The organism is Mucilaginibacter sp. A5337, from assembly GCF_059690695.1.
The window spans coordinates 375,338-396,187 of sequence record NZ_JCAWEC010000005.1; the positions used below are offsets into that span (position 1 = coordinate 375,338).

Annotated in this window: 15 protein-coding genes; 10 read left to right on the plus strand and 5 right to left on the minus strand. The window is 42.2% G+C overall.

The genetic code is table 11. From position 1 onward, the window contains the following. Positions 1 to 66 precede the first annotated feature (66 nt). The 4 genes from AC59JO_RS18835 (at position 67) to AC59JO_RS18850 (ending at position 5,177) form a co-directional block, all read left to right on the plus strand. Complete coding sequence (locus AC59JO_RS18835; RefSeq protein WP_497307150.1) at positions 67 to 1,377, plus strand: hypothetical protein; 1,311 nt, start codon at positions 67 to 69, stop codon at positions 1,375 to 1,377. Positions 1,378 to 1,797: 420 nt separating this feature from the next. Then, positions 1,798 to 4,008: an outer membrane protein assembly factor BamB family protein gene (locus AC59JO_RS18840; protein ID WP_497307152.1), complete on the plus strand. Its 2,211-nt coding sequence runs from the start codon at positions 1,798 to 1,800 to the stop codon at positions 4,006 to 4,008. Positions 4,009 to 4,017: 9 nt separating this feature from the next. After that, positions 4,018 to 4,464 (plus strand): hypothetical protein, encoded by a 447-nt coding sequence (locus tag AC59JO_RS18845; protein WP_413667435.1) that lies wholly within the window; start codon positions 4,018 to 4,020, stop codon positions 4,462 to 4,464. 47 nt (positions 4,465 to 4,511) lie between these two features. Next, positions 4,512 to 5,177, plus strand: coding sequence for an FISUMP domain-containing protein (locus AC59JO_RS18850; protein ID WP_413667436.1), 666 nt, complete (start codon positions 4,512 to 4,514; stop codon positions 5,175 to 5,177). A gap of 55 nt (positions 5,178 to 5,232) precedes the next feature. Here AC59JO_RS18850 and AC59JO_RS18855 read toward each other — a convergent pair whose 3' ends face one another. Further along, entirely contained in the window at positions 5,233 to 6,513 is a 1,281-nt protein-coding gene (locus tag AC59JO_RS18855) for a hypothetical protein (protein WP_497307154.1), read from the minus strand. Positions 6,514 to 6,646: 133 nt separating this feature from the next. Between AC59JO_RS18855 and AC59JO_RS18860 the strand changes: the two genes are divergently transcribed. From AC59JO_RS18860 to AC59JO_RS18880, 5 genes are all read left to right on the plus strand, one after another. Next, a complete protein-coding gene (locus tag AC59JO_RS18860) occupies positions 6,647 to 7,297 on the plus strand; it encodes a hypothetical protein (protein ID WP_413667438.1) in 651 nt (216 codons plus the stop codon). Between the two features lie 16 nt (positions 7,298 to 7,313). Continuing rightward, positions 7,314 to 7,961 (plus strand): LamG-like jellyroll fold domain-containing protein, encoded by a 648-nt coding sequence (locus tag AC59JO_RS18865; protein ID WP_413667439.1) that lies wholly within the window; start codon positions 7,314 to 7,316, stop codon positions 7,959 to 7,961. A gap of 225 nt (positions 7,962 to 8,186) precedes the next feature. Beyond that, positions 8,187 to 8,720, plus strand: coding sequence for a M15 family metallopeptidase (locus AC59JO_RS18870; protein WP_497307157.1), 534 nt, complete (start codon positions 8,187 to 8,189; stop codon positions 8,718 to 8,720). Positions 8,721 to 8,921: 201 nt separating this feature from the next. Continuing rightward, positions 8,922 to 10,130 (plus strand): glycoside hydrolase family 88 protein, encoded by a 1,209-nt coding sequence (locus AC59JO_RS18875; protein WP_497307158.1) that lies wholly within the window; start codon positions 8,922 to 8,924, stop codon positions 10,128 to 10,130. 15 nt (positions 10,131 to 10,145) lie between these two features. Further along, positions 10,146 to 10,730 (plus strand): TMEM175 family protein, encoded by a 585-nt coding sequence (locus AC59JO_RS18880; protein WP_413667442.1) that lies wholly within the window; start codon positions 10,146 to 10,148, stop codon positions 10,728 to 10,730. 2 nt (positions 10,731 to 10,732) lie between these two features. Here AC59JO_RS18880 and AC59JO_RS18885 read toward each other — a convergent pair whose 3' ends face one another. Beyond that, positions 10,733 to 12,175, minus strand: a complete 1,443-nt coding sequence (locus AC59JO_RS18885; RefSeq protein ID WP_413667443.1) for a hypothetical protein — start codon at positions 12,173 to 12,175, stop codon at positions 10,733 to 10,735. A 112-nt stretch (positions 12,176 to 12,287) separates the two neighbouring features. Between AC59JO_RS18885 and AC59JO_RS18890 the strand changes: the two genes are divergently transcribed. After that, positions 12,288 to 14,270 carry a phosphatidylinositol-specific phospholipase C domain-containing protein gene (locus tag AC59JO_RS18890; RefSeq protein ID WP_497307161.1) on the plus strand — a complete coding sequence of 661 codons (1,983 nt, stop codon included), beginning with the start codon at positions 12,288 to 12,290 and terminating at the stop codon, positions 14,268 to 14,270. A gap of 13 nt (positions 14,271 to 14,283) precedes the next feature. Here AC59JO_RS18890 and AC59JO_RS18895 read toward each other — a convergent pair whose 3' ends face one another. The 3 genes from AC59JO_RS18895 to AC59JO_RS18905 form a co-directional block, all read right to left on the minus strand. Beyond that, positions 14,284 to 15,837: an FG-GAP repeat domain-containing protein gene (locus AC59JO_RS18895; protein WP_497307163.1), complete on the minus strand. Its 1,554-nt coding sequence runs from the start codon at positions 15,835 to 15,837 to the stop codon at positions 14,284 to 14,286. 30 nt (positions 15,838 to 15,867) lie between these two features. After that, a complete protein-coding gene (locus AC59JO_RS18900) occupies positions 15,868 to 17,205 on the minus strand; it encodes a vanadium-dependent haloperoxidase (RefSeq protein ID WP_497307165.1) in 1,338 nt (445 codons plus the stop codon). Positions 17,206 to 17,558: 353 nt separating this feature from the next. After that, the gene (locus AC59JO_RS18905; RefSeq protein WP_497307167.1) at positions 17,559 to 20,813 is read right to left on the minus strand and encodes a VCBS repeat-containing protein; all 3,255 of its coding nucleotides are present in this window, start codon (positions 20,811 to 20,813) and stop codon (positions 17,559 to 17,561) included. Between the last annotated feature and the right edge of the window lie 37 nt (positions 20,814 to 20,850).

Genomic DNA, 20,850 nt, shown 5'->3' on the forward strand with positions numbered 1-20,850 from the left:
CGAATTCCTTTTATAATAAATGGAATTATTATCTTGCGCCACATTTACCGCACAAGATCAACATCCATGAAAAAACTACTGTTTTTTGCTCCTTTGTTATTACTGTTTTCATGTGGACATGGCCCGGCACAGCAACTCGAAAATAAAAAACTCAATAGCCTTGCTGTTGAATATGTAAAGCTTGGCCTTGCAATAGGGCAATACGATGGCGATTTTGTAGATGCCTATTATGGGCCAGATTCATTGAAGCCCAAATCAGAGCCTCTTAAAACTTTCCCGAAGGATAGTTTGCTGGCATCGGCAAATAGTTTGATGAACGATTTACGTATTGTTGCCAATACTACAAAAATTGATACCAATAAAATCCGTGCTAACTGGATGGCCGATCAACTGGTGGCTTTTAGTCGCCGCATCCGGATTTTTTCGGGCGAAGAGAGACCCTTTGACGAAGAATCACGCGAGTTATTTGGTGTAGCCGCGCCGGTTTATACTGACGATTTTTTTAGGGGACAAGTAGCCCTGCTGGATAGTATTTTGCCGGGCAAAGGTAACGTGAACGACAGGTTTCAAAAACTGGCCAATAAATTTATCATCCCTAAAGATAAACTCGATCCGGTTATAAAAGCGGCCATAGCTGAGGCCCGTAAACGCACCCTTGCCCATTACCAGCTACCGGCCGGCGAAACGTTTACGCTGGAATACGTGACTAATAAACCATGGTCGGGTTATAACTGGTATAAGGGAGGCTATAAAAGCACCGTACAGATCAATACCGATCTGAAGATCTTTATTGATCGTGCTATTGATGTGGGCAGCCATGAAAGTTATCCGGGGCATCATGTATACAATATGCTGCTGGAGAAAAACCTGTATCATGATAAAGGCTGGGTGGAGATCTCGTTATATCCCCTGTTTAGCCCGCAATCGCTCATCGCCGAAGGCAGTGCCAATTATGGTATCGAGGTAGCCTTCCCGGGCGATGATAAAATAAAATTCGCCAAAAATGTACTGTTGCCGCTGGCCGGTTTGGATACTACCAGTATCGATCTGTATTTCAAAGCCCTTGCTATAAAAGGAACTTTAAATTATGCCCGCAACGAAGCAGCACGAGGTTTGATCAATAATACCATGAGCCAGGATAAGGCTTTATCATACCTAAAAAAATACTGCCTGATGAACGACGAAACTGCGCAAAAATCAATCAGCTTTATCAAAAAATATCGCAGTTACGTTATCAATTACAATTATGGTCAGGATTTGGTGAAAAACTATATTGAATCAAATGGAGGTACAGCCAAAGCACCCGCAAAACGTTGGGAATTGTTTGGCAAATTGCTGAGCCAGGAAGTTGAGCCGGTAAGTTTGGTGAAAAAGTAAACGGCGTTTTACCGTTTGGACGATGTTGTGTCCGTTTGAAACAGAGGTCTGTATAGAAGAAGCTGTGTCATAAATCAAATTGGCGACTCTGGTATTTTTGGTAATTATTAGTTAAGTTTTGCCGGAATTTTTGTACAAAAGGGGGTTAACACATTTTTGCTGTAAAATTATATTAATTATCTGATTGTAAGCTATTTAAATAAATGTTAACCCTGAATTGTGTTAACCCTGTTAACCCCCATTTTGTTAATAAAGTTAATTCAACAGAAACTATATATCGCTTAAGTTATCTGAATAAAAAAATAATGCTGATCATTTATGATACCGCCTTCTTCTATTTATAAGATAATTTTTATTCATACTTTAGAGGGCGTCGTTTCCTTATACATAACCAATTTAACACCAATATTACCCTTATAAATGATTAAGTCCCGGTACTTTATTGCCATGTGTTTTGTGGCTGGTATTTATGTGTCCTGTAAAAATCAACACAGTGATCAAAACAAGGATTATAGCGGCTGGCCGGCTTATGCGGGTTCAAAAGAAGGGCTGCGATACTCCTCAAACGAAGAAATTACTTTAAATAATGTAAACAAGCTAAAAGTGATGTGGACTTTTAGCACCGGCGATAGGGACACCGCTAACCTGAGTCAAAATCAATGCAACCCGATTATGGTGGATAGCATTTTGTATGGCACCAGTCCTAAATTAAAGCTGTTCGCCGTAAACGCCGTCACCGGTAAACAAAAATGGCTGTTTAACCCTGCAAAGGATGACACCACCAATAACGGCGACCCGATGGCCTATTATATGGTGAGCCGGGGCGTAACTTACTGGCAAAATGATGATGGCGGTGAAAAACGGATTTTCTACAGTGTAGGCGCTAAAACCTGGGCTATTGATGCGGAAACAGGTGCCCCCATACGTTCATTTGGCAAAAATGGATATCTTGACCTTACCAAAAACCTGGACAGGGATACCAAATCGTTTGTGGCAGGCACTACGCCGGGCGTAGTGTATAAAGATGTACTGATTGTGGGCGATCGTGTATCAGAATCGGTTGATGCCGCTCCGGGGCATGTGCGTGCTTATGATACGCGTACAGGCAAATTAAAATGGATTTTCCATACCATACCTCATCCCGGCGAAGTGGGGTATAATACCTGGGCGGATACCGCGGCTTATAAAAAGTTTGGCGGGGCCAATAACTGGTCGGGCATGGCACTGGATGAGAAGCGGGGGATTGTTTATATCCCGACCGGTTCGGTAGGCGGCGATTTTTATGGCGGTTTCCGGAAAGGGCAAAACCTGTTTGCCAACTCACTGCTGGCGCTTGATGCTGCTACAGGCAAGTTGAAATGGTATTATCAGTTTGTGCATCATGATTTGTGGGACCGCGATTTGCCTGCTAATCCCAACCTGGTAACCATTGTTAAAGACGGTAAAACGATAGATGCCGTAACACAGATCACCAAACACGGCTATGTATTCATGTTCGATAGAACTACCGGCAAGCCGATATTTCCGATAGTGGAAACGCCCGTGCCAACAAAAGGCCTGCCCGGCGAAGCCCCATGGCCAACACAACCTATTCCAACGCTGCCTCAACCTTTTGCACGGCAAACGTTTAATCCCGAAGATGTTACCAACCGCACTCCCGAGGTGCACCGGGAGATGCTGGCTAAATATAACCAGGTTAAAAGCCGAATTATGTTTACACCGCCAAGTAAAGAAGGCGGCTGGATTTTCCCCGGATTTGATGGAGGGGGCGAATGGGGCGGAGCGGCAGTTGACCCCGAAACCAAGATCCTGTACGTTAATTGTTCGGAATTGCCCTGGGCCCAGGTAATGATAGATGTGCCTAAAACTAATACTGATGACCACTCGCCACAGGCACTGGGACATGTGGTATATAATACCAATTGTATTGGCTGCCACGGCGCGGAACTGAAAGGGAACGGAACATCATATCCCTCGTTAGTTAACATCGGCAAAAAATACACAGCCGATCAGGTGAGCGGAATTATTGCCAGTGGCCGTAACATGATGCCATCGTTTAAACAAATTTCGCCCCAGGATAAGAAAAATCTTCTTGCGTTCCTGCTTAAAATTCGTGAAACAAAGGTGGCAAAAGAAGTAGCCAAAGAACCAACCAGTGATCGTACGGCAAGTTCGGCAACGGAGAAGAAAATGGTTGATGAAATACCTTATACCATGAACGGTTATAACCGTTTTCTGGATAAAGACGGTTATCCCGGCATAAAACCACCCTGGGGCACGCTCAATGCTGTCGACCTTACATCGGGCAAACTGCTCTGGAAAGTACCTTTGGGCGAATTTGCCGAGCTAAGCAAAAAGGGTATCCCTGTAACCGGTACCCAAAATTACGGCGGCCCGGTGGTTACTAAAGGCGGTCTGATCTTTATTGCAGCAACTAAAGATGAAAAGATCCGCGCGTTTGATAAGCGCACCGGCAAAGTAGTTTGGGAAGCTCAATTGCCCGCGGCTGGCTACGCTACCCCGGCAACTTATTCAATTGATGGTAAACAATACGTAGTTATAGCTTGCGGAGGCGGAAAAATTGGAAGTAAGTCGGGAGATAGTTATGTTTGTTTTGGATTACCCCGCTAATACCTCATTATGGATTTATTTGAAGCAGTTTTTGATTTATACGAGCAAATAAGGTTAAAGGCCGAAAACGATTTTCAGGACCTGATCAAATGCCAGTATACGCAGCAATGTTACAGCGATAATGGCGCTTTTTGCCTTGTATTGGAAATTACTGTTTTGAAAAATATCTCCGATGATGATTACGGACTGGTATTTTCCATCAACGCCCAAACAGAACCTAACCACGCCGGTCATAAAAGCGATACTAAAGGCATCTTTTTAATTGCCGATGTACATCATGGTGATCATAAAGTAATTAGTAGTTTGGATGAGCTTGTTTTTGATCCGCAAAATGATGCTGAAGTAAGAGCGGCATATGCAAAAATTGAGCATTTTATTAAACCTTTTACTACAAGTGTGAGCGATTTGCTTTTGCAGGGATATGATATTAAAGTAGAAGATAATTCGGTAAATTAGTTTCGGCGCAAAATCTTTTTATTTTAGCTAAACAAAACAGCCTTCATATGCAACCTAAACTTTTGATAATCTTTATTGTCGCTGTAGGGTTATTGGGCTGTACTAAAGAGAAAACAAAAACACCAGACAAAGTTGTCCCCCCGGTTAAGATTAATTACGGAAGTGTGGTTGTTGGGGATACTACCTATAAAACTATCGAAATAGGCACCCAGGTTTGGATGGCGGAAAGTTATCGTGGTTTTGGAAGCCCGTTGGCTATTGCAGTCGTCCAGGGGCATAACACCAATTTATATTATGGTTTATACATGACCGAGGATTATAAATTACCCGCCGGGTGGCGTGTACCAACAATAGCTGATTATAATAAGCTAAGCAGTAATGTAACTAAAACCAGGGATAGCAATGGAAACTATTTGGCTTTAAAAAACGATAGTGCGAGAAAGCTTACTTCTCCTTTTTTATGGAAAGGAACTGACGGTACAAACACACTTCATTTTAACGGTGAGCCGTCAGGTTATTATCTTCATTTTGGGCCAAGTGGGTTTTACCTTCACAATACAGACAGGGGCTACTACGTCATTGATGATAAAACATCTGATAAAAATAACAATAAGAAATTTTACTGTTTAAGCCCGGATTATGCCGGAATAGTTACGATTAATGATAAGGATAGCGTCGGGTATGCGCTTTTAAGGCTGGTTAAAGATAAATAGACTCTAAAGAAAGCTACGCGACTACACTATCGATATACGTGGAAGTATTTGAAAATTAAAACTTCTCCTCATAAACCGATCCTCCCGGTGTTTCCAGCTTATATTGCTTAACCTCACCGGGCCCTTCAAACTCAAACCGGATACCTACAATGCGGCCCATAGTGCTGGCTTGTTTAAATTCAAAGATCTGCTTGTCGTTGAGGTAGATCTTCAGATAGCGATCTTTAACACTACACCTCAGGTTCTGGAATTGCGACATATCTGTACCAAAGGCACTCAGGTCATGATCTTTGCCGCTAACCCAGGCTGTGCCGGTTAAAATGCCCATATCGGATATGCAGCCTTTGTTTACTATAGGGATAACAATAGCGGTACCATTACCTAAAATAGTAAGGTCGGCTTTGGCACAGGCCGACTGGCCGGGTGTTGAGGTGTTGCGCAGGGTACAATCCATCGTAAAATTGTCTGCATTGACGCCCGGAAATTCACGGATGTTAGCAAACTTTACCCATGTATTATTAAAAACAGGCGTACCCAATTTTTGCTGCATTAGTTTTGCATCAACCCCCATGTATCCCTCTCCTTTAATCTCATCGGACGCAAGGTAAACAGGTATAGGCTGATGGTCGAGAATGCCTTTCCAACCTTTGGTTTTGATAAATACCGCTGTCTCTTTTTTTACATATTTATCTACAATCAGTTTTGCTATGAAATAGCCCGGATAGTAATAAATTGAGGTGAATTGTTTGCCATCCCCCGGAACCTGCTCGCGGCGGTTGGGATCCCATGACTGCTGGATAAAAACGCTGTCGGAGTGAAATGCCGAAGCATCGTAATTAAATACAACCGAGTTTGGCAAATCGTCAGAAACCTTTTTACTGCTGAATTTTATTGAAGCCGGATCAACAGGCTTATTGCGCTTGCTGCTCATGAAAAATAAAGCACCAAGAACAAGCAATACAGTACTGCCAACCCATATATAACGTAAACGAGGCTTGGAGCGAGTGACAACAGGGAGGTTCTTTATCTCGTTGACTTCAGCAGGTTGTTCAATTATGCCGTTAACCTGGTGGCGCTGCCTGAAATCGCGCCAGCTGGTGTAATCAAGGAAACAGGCAAGGGCGTTCAGCGTAGCTGCATTGGGGAAGCTTTCATAGCGCACTTTGCCCCAAATCCGTTTTAGGGTTGATACGCTGAGCTGTACCCTGGTTTTATCAAAAATCTGTTGACTTAGCTGCTCAAAGTCATCATTGCCCCAAATGCTGCTATCACCCCAGTTTAACATTTGCTCAATAAGCTGCCGGCATAGCAAAAGCAATTGTTTTTCCTTTTCCATTGATCTACAGGTAATAATGTGGTTTAAAAGACTTTTAAAACGCCTTGAACAAACTTGAACTTAACTTGAAACGCCGCCCGCGCCTGATTGTAAAGGCAATTTGCAAGTTTTGACTAAAGTTAAATCAAAACCAATGAACAACAAGATTTTATTCATTGCCATACTAAGCATGACGCTTGGCAGCAGTTTTTGTTACAGCCAGCAGAAAAAAGTTACATATGATATTAATAGCTTACTGAAGGAAAATAAGCTGATTAAAGCCTATCCCCGCCAAACTGTTGCGGAGGTCACTGACGGCAGTAAGCAGGGCCTTACTTCAGATGGTATATTATGGCTCAAGAATGTAAACTTTAAAACAGGTACTATAGATGTAGACCTGCGTGGGCGGGATGTTTTTCAGCAAAGCTTTTTAGGAATAGCCTTTCACGGGGTGGATACTACAACCAATGATGTTATCTATTTTCGCCCTTTTAATTTTCAAACCACAGATACGCTTCGCCGGATGCATACGGTGCAATACATCAGCGAGCCCGATTTTCCCTGGGATAAACTCCGCAAAGAGCATCCTTTAGTTTATGAAAATGCGGTAAACCCATTTCCGGAGGCTATCGCCTGGTTCCATGCGCGTATCGTTGTAAATGCTCAGGATATAGTTGTGTATGTAGATCATTCGGATAAACCCTCGCTTACGGTAAAGAAACTCAACAACCGGCAAAGTGGGCTTATAGGTCTCTGGTCATCCGGGCTGCCCGGCGATTTTGCCAATCTTGTCATCACTCAATAGTCATAAATCAATCATCATGAAAAAACTAATCTTACTGGTCGCCTTGTTTGCTGCTGTAAAAATACAGGCTCAGCAAAAGTATCAGCTGTATGACCTTTCGGTTGTAAACCCTAAACAATGGATCATCCCCAAAAACGATACGCTCGACTACGAGTTGGGGAGTTTCGACGGAAAAAAAGCTTTGCTTATCAAACGAAAAATTCAAAACTACAAATCGGCCAGTTTGGCTTACAAGCCGGGTTTAAATTTTAAAGATGGCATTATTGAAATGGATGTAGCCTGTACTATCCCTAAGGGTGGTTTTGTGGGCCTCGCTTTTCATATTAAAGACGAGCATCATTATGAAACAGTTTATTTCAGGCCGGGATCATCAGGTACAACTAACGCCATACAATATATGCCCGAAAAAAAGACCGAGTTTAACTGGTGGGATTATGAGGCTACAAAATACCAGGCCAAAGCTATAATTCCGCAAAATAAATGGTTCCACATAAAAGTGGTGGTACAGGGCAGCAAAATGGAGGTGTATGTTGATAATGCCGCAAAACCAGCTATGACATATACTGCGCTTGACCCATCATTGAAAAGCGGTGCTGTAGGTTACTGGCATGGCAACTGCCCGCAGGGGGCTTATAAAAATCTTATTGTAAAGGCTTTTAATTAATGCAGTTATGAAAAAGGTTTTATTGCTGCTGCTGTTTTTTTACCCGTAATTGTTAAAGCGGGGCTTTGATGGAAACCATGGTGATGGGCTTCGTGCTAAAATAAAGGGATAAATATTACTGATATAGTTATTAATAATCAATTAAATACGGTGTTTTCACGGATTGATTCTTAAATATTAGGGTTGTAAATTTATATTAATATTTCACTCTTTAAACCTATTACCATGTCAGTATTAGATTCATTAGTACCCGCTTTCAGGGACAAAGTAGTTCAGTTATTAGCTAATTGCAAAGCCGCAGGTTATGAAATGCAGCCAACAGCAGGGTTACGACACCCGGTTGAACAAGGAAAACTATGGCGCCAATCCCGGACCAAAGCCGAAGTTGATGCAAAAATAGCAGACCTACAGGCACATGGCGCCGCTTTTCTGGCCGATTGCATCATTAAGGCAGGCCCGCATAACGGCGATCATGTTACCAATTCAATTCCCGGACTATCATGGCACCAGTGGAATGAAGCCGTAGATTGTGTTTGGATTGTAAACGGCAAAGAAGAATGGAGTGTTAGTAAGCTTGTGAACGGCAAAAACGGCTACCATGTATATGCCGATGAAGCCAAAAAAATGGGTTTAACTGCAGGCGGTTTGTGGAGCACTTTTAAAGACTGGCCACATGTACAGTTACATTCTGCACCAAGCCCGGCCGGAGATTTTTCGTTACAGCAAATAAACGATACGATGAAGAGACGTTTTTCATGAGATTGTACCTGACTTACGAAGTTTCCAAAACTTCGTAAGTCTCATCGTTGTCTTTTTGCCCCAAAAATCGCCCTCACTACATCGATGTAGTAGAAAAATCTGCCAATTACCCGTCTGTTGCTTGTTTTTTTGAGTGTAAAATCTGCACTTTTATGACTTGAAACGTGCCCTGCATAAGCACTTTAACCAGTTATATAGTCTATGAAATTTAAACACTTGTACAAATCGACAATTACTGCATGTTTGTTAGCGCTAAGCCTCAATTCCTTTTCGCAAAACGGCTTTAAGCCTCAAAAAGATGTATTGGCAGCTATCAAAAAAAACTTTGCCGATGCCGATGTTCAATATAAGTATATGGCCAAACAATTTGGGAGCGATCAGTTTCCGAAAACCTATCACCCAACTACAGATAAGTTTGAAACAAGTAACAGCAGCTGGTGGTGCAGTGGCTTTTATTCGGGTACATTGTTGAAGATCTATCAGCAAACTAAAGATGCTGAGCTGCTTAACCAGGCTAATAATAATTTAAAAGGCCTCGAAAAAGAACAATATAACAAAGGGACACATGACCTTGGTTTTATGATGTATTGCAGCTTCGGCACGGCAAATCATCTTGAGCCAAAACCTGAGTACAAAGAAATTCTGATTAACAGTGCCAAATCGCTGTCAACCAGGTTTAACCCAACAGTTGGCTGTATCCGCTCATGGAATTCAAAAGCCAACGACTTTCTGGTGATCATTGACAACATGATGAACCTGGAACTGTTGTTTTACGCTACAAAAGCAACCGGCGATTCAAGTTTTTATAAAATAGCGGTTACCCACGCCAATACCACTATGAAAAATCACTTCCGCCCTGATTTTAGCTCGTACCACGTAATTAATTACGATGAGCAAACAGGTGCGGTGAAGGAAAAGAAAACCGCACAGGGCTTCGCTAACGAGTCGGCATGGGCAAGGGGACAATCATGGGGCTTGTACGGCTTCACTGTAATGTACCGCGAAACCAAAGAGAAGAAATATCTGGAAGAGGCAAAAAATATAGCACATTTTATACTGACCAATCCAAACCTGCCCGCTGATAAAATTCCTTATTGGGATTATAATGCGACAAATATCCCTAACGCGTTGCGTGATGCTTCTGCAGCATCGGTTATGGCTTCTGCCTTACTGGAGCTTTGCCGTTACGTTGATAAAAAAGATGGCCAGGAGTATTTCAACACAGCTCAAACCATTATCAAAAACTTATCAGCTCCTGCATATAAAGCCGATTTGAATACCAACGGCGGGTTTATTCTGAAACACAGTGTTGGTCATTTTCCGGCAGGTACCGAAGTTGATGTGCCTTTAACTTATGCTGATTATTACTTTATTGAAGCTATGCAGCGTTATAAGGCTTTTGCCAAATAATGCTATATTTAGCCCATGGCATTAGGCAAAGGCAGACTGGAAGCATTTAGTGATGGCGTAATAGCCATCATTATCACGATCATGGTTTTGGAGCTGAAAGTTCCGCACGAGGAAAGCCTGGAGGCTTTAAAACCATTGATTCCCGTTTTTCTAAGCTACCTGCTCAGCTTTGTATATGTAGGCATTTACTGGAACAATCATCACCACACCATGCAGGCTGTGCGGTCGGTAAACGGGAAAATATTGTGGGCCAATTTGCATTTGCTGTTTTGGCTGTCGCTGATACCTTTTGTAACTGCCTGGATGGGGGAGAACCACCTAACCCAATGGCCGGTCTTTTTTTACGGTGTAGTATTGATCATGAACGGGATAGCCTATCGTATTTTGGCCTTCTGCCTCATCAAACATCATGGTGAAGGCTCGTTGATAGCACAAGCTTTCGGCAATGATTTTAAAGGAAAAATATCAGTGTTGCTATATGCAGTTGCTATTTTTTGTACCTGGCTAAACCCTGTTATCAGTGTTGTAATTTACGTTGTGGTAGCCGGTACCTGGTTTATACCGGATAAACGTTTTGAACGCCTCCTCGATTCTGAATAGATTTAAAGGTTATGGATGTATGACAACATCAATCCTACCGAAAACTGGGATGCTTTGGTATATCCGGGATCGCCGCTTAAATAATTAGCTTCATTAGGGTTGTCGAAGTTCACGTTTTGCAGATATTTGTTAGTTGTACCGTATGATAACAGGAGGCCTGTGCGCAGGTTAAACTTGCGTTTCTTTACATTAGTGCCTAACTGGCAATGATAAATATTATAATTGCCAGTGTTTGACCTGTAGCCCGAATCATCTATACTATACAGCGTTTTGCTGATATTATTAAAATCGGTGTGAAAGGACACGTAGCCCATTAAATCGGGCTTTAGCAAATAACTCGCACCTATACCAAAGTTAGTTACCGATTTGCGGGCATCTTTGAATTTTAAAAATTCTGGCGTAAAAAAATCATCGCCACTATCCACGCCTTTTATAAAGCTTTGACTTTTAGGTGTTATGATGTTGTATTCGCCAACGCTGGCAAAATACTCTGCCGCAATGTAAAACTGGCCACCTTTGTAGTCACAGGCATAGCCAAATGCAACACTAAAGGGCATTTTGTAATTAACTTTGAGGCTGCGCTGTCTCGAATTAGCCAGCAAGTTTACCGTGTCTTTTTCCTGGGGCATTATTAAATCACTGGTCTGGCTGTCGCTTAATATGTTCCCGCTGCCTGCCACGTGCAGCAGAGGCGATGATAAGGTTAAACCCAAATGATGCCTTTCGTTATCATAGGCAAATCCACCTTTAAATCTGATCCCTACATTGTAGTAACCTGCAGTATAAGATTCCTGCACATTTGAAAATGGCGGAAGTTCAAAACCACTGGTATTATACAATGCCCTTGAACTTACATCGTAATCATAATCCTGCTTCCGGATCTGTCCTTCGGCACTGATACCAATGGCAAAATTATCAGAAGCTTTAAAGCCGCCGCTTATAATTCCTGCCGTTTCATTAATAGTATTTACGTTTTTGTATTGTCCCAAAAAATACTCGTTGCCGGGACTATAAGAGTCATCAAGGACGTTTAAAGTAGCATCGCGCTGTTGATTAACCCTGTACGTCATTACCGGGTTGTGGGTTAATGCATACCCGATAGTAAAAGGATGGCTACCTTTTAAGGATATGGTTGCCGATATCATTTGCGGGATGATGTTGGTAGATGTTGATTTAAGATCGAGCCCGGTGCCTGCACCGTTTTTGATATTAATACGTCCGTATTGATAAACTGATGCGTTGATAGAGGCTGTATTTTTTGTACTGTGGGCAAGTAGCGCCGGGTTCAGGAACATCACCCCACTATCGCGGTTAAAAGCTATAACAGCTCCGGGAGTTAAAAACCCACCCGGGTTATAACTTGACGACCAATAGTTAGCATCCTGGGCCTTAACGCCTTCAATAAACAGGAAAACGCACAGAAAAGTGGTAAGGAATTTTGTCATAGGTTCGTTTTTATATAAAAATATCATAAATTCACTTAAATGGTTAATAGTCAGTATAGAAATTTTCATTATAAGTGAAAATTCTGTTGGATTTAACTTAAGCCTATGCTTTATGAAACTTTTCCTGAATGCTTTTTTAGGTCCCTTTATGCTGATCCTTGTGGGTTTAGGTTCGGTTAGCGCTCAGAATTTAAGCCTTAGTGCACCCCTAAACTTTCTCCCCTCAGCCAGCACAGATAAGGCCATTGATATTACCAATTTTAAAGGACGATATTTTGTGACCTGGAAAGAATCCGGAGCTACCGGTCTTATTCATGTATGCTACCTGGGCAAACGATATGACACTCAGTTTTCGCAGCATGATGCTACAGTTGGTACAGAAACGAGTGCCTCGGCTCCGGTGCTCAGGGTAACCGACAAGCATATTTACACCTTTTGGATAGGTGTTGACGGCTCTTTGAAATACATTATCAATAAAAGTGATACCACTTTTAATACCAGGATTGTGAATACCGTAAGTTTCGCTGGTACGCCGAAATTAAAGCTGGGAATTACAGCTACCGTTATTGGCGATAAGGTTCTGATTGCATCGCATGCTGATAATAAAAATGATATGGTTTTTGCCCTGCTTGATGCTGATGAAAACGGGGTATTTAAACCTGCTGTTTTGGAAACCGTGGCAAATAAGCGAAGCACCGACTATCCTTTTATCGTCACCTTATCAGATAATCGGATCCGAATCTGTTACACTAATGATGATGGTATGTTTTATGCCGACTATAATCCGGCAGATAAAACATGGACTAAAAGGATTGCGGTAGAAAAGTCAAAAACAAAAGTAGCCCCGGCCGTTTATCATGCTTTTAATACCACCCGGTTGTTTTATATATGGAAAGGTTTCAAGAAAGATAATTTTATTTACTATGCTTCTGAATATGAACAGAATCAGCCTGTAAATGGCTACAAATTGCCCGATTATTTTAAAACCCTATACCCCGTATCGATATGTAACGTTGATGCCAAAAAGTTTATCATGGCATTTGTTGGTGAAGATCAAAAGTTATATCTCAGTTATTTTACCAACTATAACCCGGCAAGCTGGATGGAAGATACCTTATTCCCTGCAAAAGCTAACCTCACTTTAAAAGATATTGTGATTCCGGGAGCGCACGATGCGGGGATGTCGGCTTTAAATGGTACAGGGGGTATTCATGGAGGTTCCATTAATCCATGCAATACGCTTACGCAAAAACTAAATATCGGGAAGCAGTTAAATGCCGGCATCCGAATGTTTGATTTAAGGGTAGGGGCGTTTAAAAACGCCATTTACATTAAACATAGCTCGTCCGACTGCATGGCCGATGCTATGGGAGGTGGCTATGGTGAACAGTTTAAGGATATCCTTGATTCTGTTAAAACGTTCCTGAACCGTCATGAAAAGGAGTTTATAATTATAACATTCAGCCATTTTTGCCCAAAAGAAGCTTCTGCTGATCATGTGGCTGATACTATTTTCAGTGTACTCGGAAAGGGCATGATCTATAACAACCAATCAAAAAGTATAGGTGATATCAAACTAAATGACCTGGCTGGCAAAGTGATCATTACGTTTGAACAGTATGCCAACCGCGAAAAGCTGATCGACTCCAATTCAATGGCCGATAAGGCTAAAACTTTTCTGAATTTTCGGCGTGCTTATGCAGGCACTAATCAAATAAATAAATTGCTGGCAAGAGAAGAGTTGTTTTTTACATCGATGAAGGACGGCATCAATAAAAACGACCTGGTGCGGCTGGACTGGCAGTTAACCCAAAGCAGTGATGAAGCGGCTTTAATATGTAATGATTTTGAGGATGAAAAAGTTAGCCCTGTTGTAAACGGGATAATGCTGCTAACTAATGTTGTGAAAAAGAATCAAAGTATAACTGATCTTGCTCAATTCGGTAACAAATACTTGCCATCTAAAATTAACTCGTGGATAACGAGTGGTATCATCAATAAAAATAATAAACCCAATATATTATATGTTGATGTGGCCGGCACCTGGATAACAGATTATTGTATTGAGCTTAACGGCACACCTTTTTATAATTAAAACTGTTGCTTGATCATTTTTTCGGTTGGTATAGCTGGTTGTAAAAGATACTCAGTCCGTACTTTGCCGATTTCCATTTTTCGTCAAGCGCTGCAGAGACAGGTCCGGGGCTTTGGGCAAAATTACCGGTAATGATATCCATATCTCCATCGCCGTCAACATCTGCTTTTTCGAGGGTTAGGGTTTTGATAGGTACGTCGCTTTTTTGAATGTATGATTTAAATGTAAACTGATCTTTGTTTGTGTTTTCGAGATAAACGAATGATTCATCCACCAGCTTGCCAAAGTCAGGAAAAAAGGAGGTTGCTACAAAGTCGATATCGCCATCCTTGTCAAAATCATCAGCTAAAACGCGGGTTACGCCATATATCGGATAAAAGAACTTTTCCTTGAAAACATCGACTCCCTGGTTTATATGCAGCCTGATGCCGTGGTATGCTTTCAGGATATTGGAATAATCGGCATTATCGCCATGTACGGTTACGATGTCGGTAAGGCCGTCGCTATTATAGTCAATCAAAAGCATATCGGTAGTACCATAATCAGGCGGGAAGCGTAACACGCGTTTGGCCTTGAATTTAAGGTTATCCTTTTGATAAAAAATATAAACGCTTTCATCACCCTGCGAAAACATGACTACAAGATCCTTTTTGCCATCGCCATCCATATCTTTTATATAACATTTGATGGCGCCGGGTAGGGACAGCAGCACATCCTCAACATATTTACCGGCTTTATTTTTCTTATACAGTGACAAGCCCCCTGTTTTATTACCAAAGTTACATACTACAATTTCGGGTACGCCATCGTTATTTAAATCTGCTATTCGTGTATTTACAGGTCTGTGCAATGATGTAATTAACGACGTGCTGGTGGTATCGTTAAGTTGCGCATACATACCGGTGCTTAATTCGGTAGGGTATAGTTTGCCTATTTCGGTTAAGTAAACGTTGTTTTGATAGAAATTGAAGTCGACGACAGGGCTGGCTGTATTTGTCGTTTTGACAACCCCTTTACCGTACCGCCAGTTTAGTACCTGGTTGTAAAAATTGCCTATCCAAAGGGTTTTAGTTGTAGTGTTATACTTAAGCCCGGTAATGAGTGATGGTGTTTTATCATCAATTTGCACATCCTGCCTTATAAACTGCGTAAGCGGGCTGTTGCGGGTGAGGCGTTTTTCATCGACACTTACACTATCAGGAGCATTGCTGATAATGTAATCCCTGATCTTAGCCCAATCTGCCTCCGTACAAACGGGTTCTTCGGGGATGATATTATGCTTTTTAACAATGGCGCGTTCTTCATCAGATAATCCCCTGAGCGGATCGTAATTGGGATAAATAATACCCATGCGTGCCGCCATAACAGGCAGCACATGGGTAGTCCAGATATTTTTTGTAAGCTCCGCCGGGTCGGGTGCTAAATGGCAAACAGCGCAATGCCGTAAAAACAATATACGGCCTTCTTCATCTGTAGCAGCCGTACGGGTTTGGATAGAGAACGAATTCAGGCTCAGGAGTCCGGTAATAATAAAAAGCGATAATAAAACCGTCCCCCTGATCCTCATAGTTAAAAGCTGTTTGCTTTTAACTACGTTCTAATTGCCCAAATAGTTTACTCCGGCTGCTTTTAATTTTTTTATAACTGCGGTGGCAACATCGCGTCCCTGCTTATTCCCGTTTACTATAGCATCATTAAAATGGATACCGCCATAGAAACGGGATACAGAAGCTTCTTCGGCAGCCTGCCTGAATGATTTAAAATCGCGCGGGCCAACACCGTACGGAATCTCAGAATCATCGGTATAACTAAACTTATCGCCCAATAGATAGCTTAACACACCGGCCGACGAATTCGACAACACAGCATGACCACTTGGATATTCGGGAAAGGGTGGAGTTTGCAACATAGGTACCCATTTAATATCAATGTACTTGTTGATATAGGTTTCGGGCCGGATGCCGTTACTGCGGTATTTCTCGTCCCAGCAACTGATAAAAGCATCCATTTCGGTCATCGCCACCAGCGCTGTTACCTCTATCGATTTATCAAAACTAAGTCCGGCTTTTTTTACCGCAATGCCGGTAATATTCATCCAGTGTCCTCCCGGACTAATTTTTTTAAAGCCGATCATCATATGGCCGGATGTAGTAACTGCAAAAGGGTTACAATCCCAGAAATTGGCAATCATGATCTGCTCGGCCGACATATTTTTGGATACCTTGTATACTGCATAAGCCTCTTTGTAAAATTCACTGGTGCTATCGGTGCTGAAAACTGCGGGCCTAACCGGTACAAACTGATCCGACGAATCAATGAACATTGGGCGAATGGTTTTCCAGTTGGGTTCAACAGCTTCCATGTACATTGGTGGGGTGGGGAACCAGTTTTTACCACCTTTTATAGGCGAATACCTGAGCCTGCCGCTTAGTTTGTTGTAGTTATCTGATTTGGAATATTTAATAACCTTAGCTGTCATTTCGGTGGCAGCGGCTATTGATTGTTTGATCACCTCGTCGCTAATGCCGTTGTCTTTAAGCAGGGCTACATATTTATCCTCGTCATCCTGCAGCATAAAGCCCGATGGCAGCATTTGCTTACCGGTTTCCAGTATGCAGTACATAGCAGCAATACGGTAATCGTATTTATCGGCCGGGATGTTGATCTGGTTATCCTGTGTGTAGCTTTTGATGAAATTACCCACAGGTACTATTTGTTTATTGTTGATGCTCACCAGGTTATAAGCCCCCAGGGTTACATAAGCATAATACCGTGAGGCAGCAGGTGGGTTTACCACATCATGGATCATAACGGCCGAAATAGCCTTTACAGCCTTGTCAATTTGCAGGTACGGGAGGATTGGCTTTTTACTCTTTTGCGCGTAGGCTGTTGTAGCTATCAGTGCTAAAAACAATATGGATATTCGTTTGATCATTTTTTTAATCTTTTTCTGATTGTCAGGAATCGCTCCTTATAATGACTTTGTGATTGTAAGTTGTTGATTATTAGATTTTCTTTTTAAATCGACATTGCAAATATGGGCGTTGCCTGCGGCCCGTGCTATCCGCTCATACTACACAGGCATTATCCGTTGGCTAACGGACGGTATCCGCTACTATCACTAACGCGGCCCCGCACACTATCACTAAAATATATTTTATACGCCATCACGATTTTTTTCAGGGTTTTCCTGATGCTCACTCGGAATGACGGATTTTAAATTACATTATATTGTAAGCCATTTTACTTGATCTTAGAACTTAAGACTTTCGACTCAAGACTTCCAAATTAATACTTATAAAACTGCAATGCCTCTCCTGATGCGCCTATCAGTACATAATTAACGCCGTTTATTTTTACTTCAGTAGCCGATTTTACATCTCCATTTACTGATAGCCCTGCCAGTGGCTGAGTTTGGTATGTGAAATTGCCTTTACCGTCGCCGGTAAGCAGGCAGCCGTAATTAGCATCAAAACTACCCAGTTTAAGGCGGTTATCTGAGTGGTTGCCCAACAGCAGCAGGTCGGTTTTGCCGTCGTGGTTAAAATCGCCGGTAAGGATTTCTGATACCGATGAGTATTGAGCCTGTAAAGGCAGCTGGCCTTTTACAAACTTACCACCGCGGTTCAGGAAAAGGCTTGTCTCATCCTCGTTAGCAGTGAGTTTAGTGGCTTTTGCAAGCTCTTCCGGCGTAAAAATATCCTTCATAGTAGCATCGCAATAAGCTTTGTATGAAGCAAAGCGTTTGCGCATTGGATAAATCTGATCGTTCAGTTCATCACGGCTTACAAATGGATAGCTTACACCTTGTATGTAAAAGTTAAAGAACGGATCGATAGAGCCATTGCCGTCAAAATCGGCAAAGTACATTTCGGCAGGTTCGGCCTGGCTGGCATGAATCTGCGTATTTTGGCCAAGGTTTCCGGCAATAATATCGGGTTTGCCGTCACCATCTACATCGGTAATTGTTATGGTGTTCCAAAAGCCGCTTACCGGGCGATCAAAATATTTGGCGGTTTCGTCAACAAAGCCAGTTTTTGTATTGGTAAACACCAGGATGGACATAAATTCGCCACATATTACGAGGTCTTTACGGCCATCGCCGTTCAAATCTGTCCATTGTGCATCTTTGATCATGCCAATATTAGCAAATGGAGCGTCAGTAATTTCAAAATGACCACCGCCGGTATTGGTAAGCAGGTAACTTTTTGGAGCCGATGGGTAATAGCCCGGCGTAATGTTTGAGCCTACAAACAGGTCGGTTTTGCCATCGCCATTATAATCGCATGGGCGTACGCATGATTTACTGCTGCCGGTTAACATTGGGAGCGAAGTACTTGAAAAACTGAAGTTGCCTTTGCCATCGTTTAGGTACAGTTTATCCTGAAGCTCGCTGGCACCAGGCTCTAAAAGAGAATAGCCGCCTTTAGCAATGTATAGGTCAGGGAAACCATCGCCATTGGCATCAAAAAAGGCTGCCGCTGATGTGACCCCGGGGGTAACATCTGATATTTCCTGAATGGTGTAGGTACCGCCTGCTTTTTGAATAAAGATCTTGCCTGGTGTATTTTGATCGCCGGCAATAAATAAGTCTTCAAGTCCATCTTTGTTCACATCAGCCTTAACAATCACAGGGCCCGTTTTTGAGCTCATGAAAAGCATCAAGGGCTGTCGCTTAAAATCGTTAATGGGGTTTTCGGTGTGGGTATAATCAATAATTGGTTTAGCTAAGTTGAAAACTGATTTGGCGGTGATTTTACCATCGGTTTTAAATATTGGGTTACCTGTTTTATAGGTGATGTTTAAACGCTGATTAGCTTTAACACCTGTAAGCAATTGCGACGTTTGGTCGGGCCAGATAATTCGTACAGAATCTACTTGCTGCTGATCGCCTAACCCAAAATTCAAAACAGTTGACACGCATGAAAGATAGCCCCTGTTAGGATTTATCTCCTGATATTGCACCTGCTTGCCGTTGTATACGAATACTTTTGAACCTATGGCATTTGTATTACCCTCCGGTTGTTTAAGGTTTACGGCCAGGTAATTCTTTTTACCGGTTTCCATAGTCATGTTCTGTAATATGGAAGCCTCGCTGTTGATGTTATTGGTCACCAGGTCAAGGTCACCATCATTATCAAGATCAGCATAAACCGATCCGCTGGAGATACCGCCTTTATTGATTCCCCAATCCTGTTTTTTATCAGTAAAGGTGAGGTTGTGATTATTTTGGAAAATATAGTCTGACAGGGTAGTAGAGGGCATAGCTTTAACCAGGTCCATGAGCCGGAAGGGTTCGCGGTCCATAGCTTTTTTTAGCTTATAATCGCCCCAGTAACGTAAAAAATCTTTGTTGGTATAATCGCGGAAATAGCCGTTGGAAATAAAGATGTCCTTATAGCCATCGTTATCAAAATCGGCAATGAGCGGGCACCAGCTCCAATCTGTATTGGAAACACCTGCAAGCTGACCAATTTCACTGAAAGTACCATCGCCATTATTAACCTGCAACATATTGCGCATGTATTGTTTGTACAGGTTTTGGTTCAGCATTAGCTCAAACGACTCATAGTTTTCCTGTAACTGCAATAACTTTTGGCGGCGGTTATCGGGCGGCAACATATCAAGCGTCATCATATCGGGGAGGCCATCGTTATTGATATCGGCTATATCAACCCCCATCGAAAATTGCGACAGATGTTTGAAACACTTTTTACTATCCTCAGTAAAAGTTCCGTTTCCGTTGTTTATGTATAGGTAGTCGGGTTCGTTGTAATCGTTGGTTACATAAATGTCCTGTAAACCATCTTTGTTTATATCGGCAATGGCAACACCAAGGCCAAAGGTGAGGGGATTTTGAATGATGCCCGCTTTTTTGGATACATCAACAAAATGGCCTCCCTGGTTTTCAAAAAGTTTATTGCTGGCAAGCTCGTCGGTTTCGCCTTTTGCTTGTGCAAGTTCAAGATTGCTGATTTTTTTTACGTTATGGTTAAGCAGGAACATATCCAGCTTACCATCATTATTATAATCAAAAAATACAGCCTGGGTGCTATACCCCGGATCATCAAGGCCATATTGTTTGGCCATTTCAACAAATTTGTTGTTGCCTTTATTAATGAAGAGCTGGTTGCGGCGTTTGGCATTATCGCCAAGGCCTGAGTAGCATACATAAATATCCAACAGGCCATCGCCGTTAACATCGGCCATGGTAACGCCTGTTTTCCAGTCGCCGGGCCTGCCTGCAAGGCCATCTCCGGCCTGCTGGGTAATATCTTTAAATTTAAAGTTCCCTAAATTAAGATAGAGTTTGTTTGGGCCAAGGTTACTTGTAAAAAAAAGGTCTTCGAGGCCATCGTTATTGATATCGCCAACGGCAACGCCTCCGCCATTGTACAGGTATTCGTACGAAAGTACATTAAGCTTTTCATCCTCAACCAAATCATTGCGGAATTTAATGCCGGTTTCTTCAGAAGGGAGTAGCTTGAAAAGCGGTTGCTGCGCATTTGCCCTAAATACTGAAAGGCCTAAAGCAAGAATCACAGCTAAAGTTTTTGAACTTCTAATAGTCAAATTAAAG

Excerpts from the sequence above, each read along its gene's own strand:
- AC59JO_RS18845 (WP_413667435.1), top strand. The coding sequence starts at position 4,018 with ATGGATTTATTTGAAGCAGTTTTTGATTTATACGAGCAAATAAGGTTA.
- AC59JO_RS18900 (WP_497307165.1), bottom strand. The coding sequence starts at position 17,205 with ATGATCAAACGAATATCCATATTGTTTTTAGCACTGATAGCTACAACA.
- AC59JO_RS18870 (WP_497307157.1), top strand. The coding sequence starts at position 8,187 with ATGTCAGTATTAGATTCATTAGTACCCGCTTTCAGGGACAAAGTAGTT.
- AC59JO_RS18860 (WP_413667438.1), top strand. The coding sequence starts at position 6,647 with ATGAACAACAAGATTTTATTCATTGCCATACTAAGCATGACGCTTGGC.
- AC59JO_RS18850 (WP_413667436.1), top strand. The coding sequence starts at position 4,512 with ATGCAACCTAAACTTTTGATAATCTTTATTGTCGCTGTAGGGTTATTG.
- AC59JO_RS18835 (WP_497307150.1), top strand. The coding sequence starts at position 67 with ATGAAAAAACTACTGTTTTTTGCTCCTTTGTTATTACTGTTTTCATGT.
- AC59JO_RS18880 (WP_413667442.1), top strand. The coding sequence starts at position 10,146 with ATGGCATTAGGCAAAGGCAGACTGGAAGCATTTAGTGATGGCGTAATA.
- AC59JO_RS18890 (WP_497307161.1), top strand. The coding sequence starts at position 12,288 with ATGAAACTTTTCCTGAATGCTTTTTTAGGTCCCTTTATGCTGATCCTT.
- AC59JO_RS18865 (WP_413667439.1), top strand. The coding sequence starts at position 7,314 with ATGAAAAAACTAATCTTACTGGTCGCCTTGTTTGCTGCTGTAAAAATA.
- AC59JO_RS18840 (WP_497307152.1), top strand. The coding sequence starts at position 1,798 with ATGATTAAGTCCCGGTACTTTATTGCCATGTGTTTTGTGGCTGGTATT.
- AC59JO_RS18855 (WP_497307154.1), bottom strand. The coding sequence starts at position 6,513 with ATGGAAAAGGAAAAACAATTGCTTTTGCTATGCCGGCAGCTTATTGAG.
- AC59JO_RS18895 (WP_497307163.1), bottom strand. The coding sequence starts at position 15,837 with ATGAGGATCAGGGGGACGGTTTTATTATCGCTTTTTATTATTACCGGA.
- AC59JO_RS18885 (WP_413667443.1), bottom strand. The coding sequence starts at position 12,175 with ATGACAAAATTCCTTACCACTTTTCTGTGCGTTTTCCTGTTTATTGAA.
- AC59JO_RS18875 (WP_497307158.1), top strand. The coding sequence starts at position 8,922 with ATGAAATTTAAACACTTGTACAAATCGACAATTACTGCATGTTTGTTA.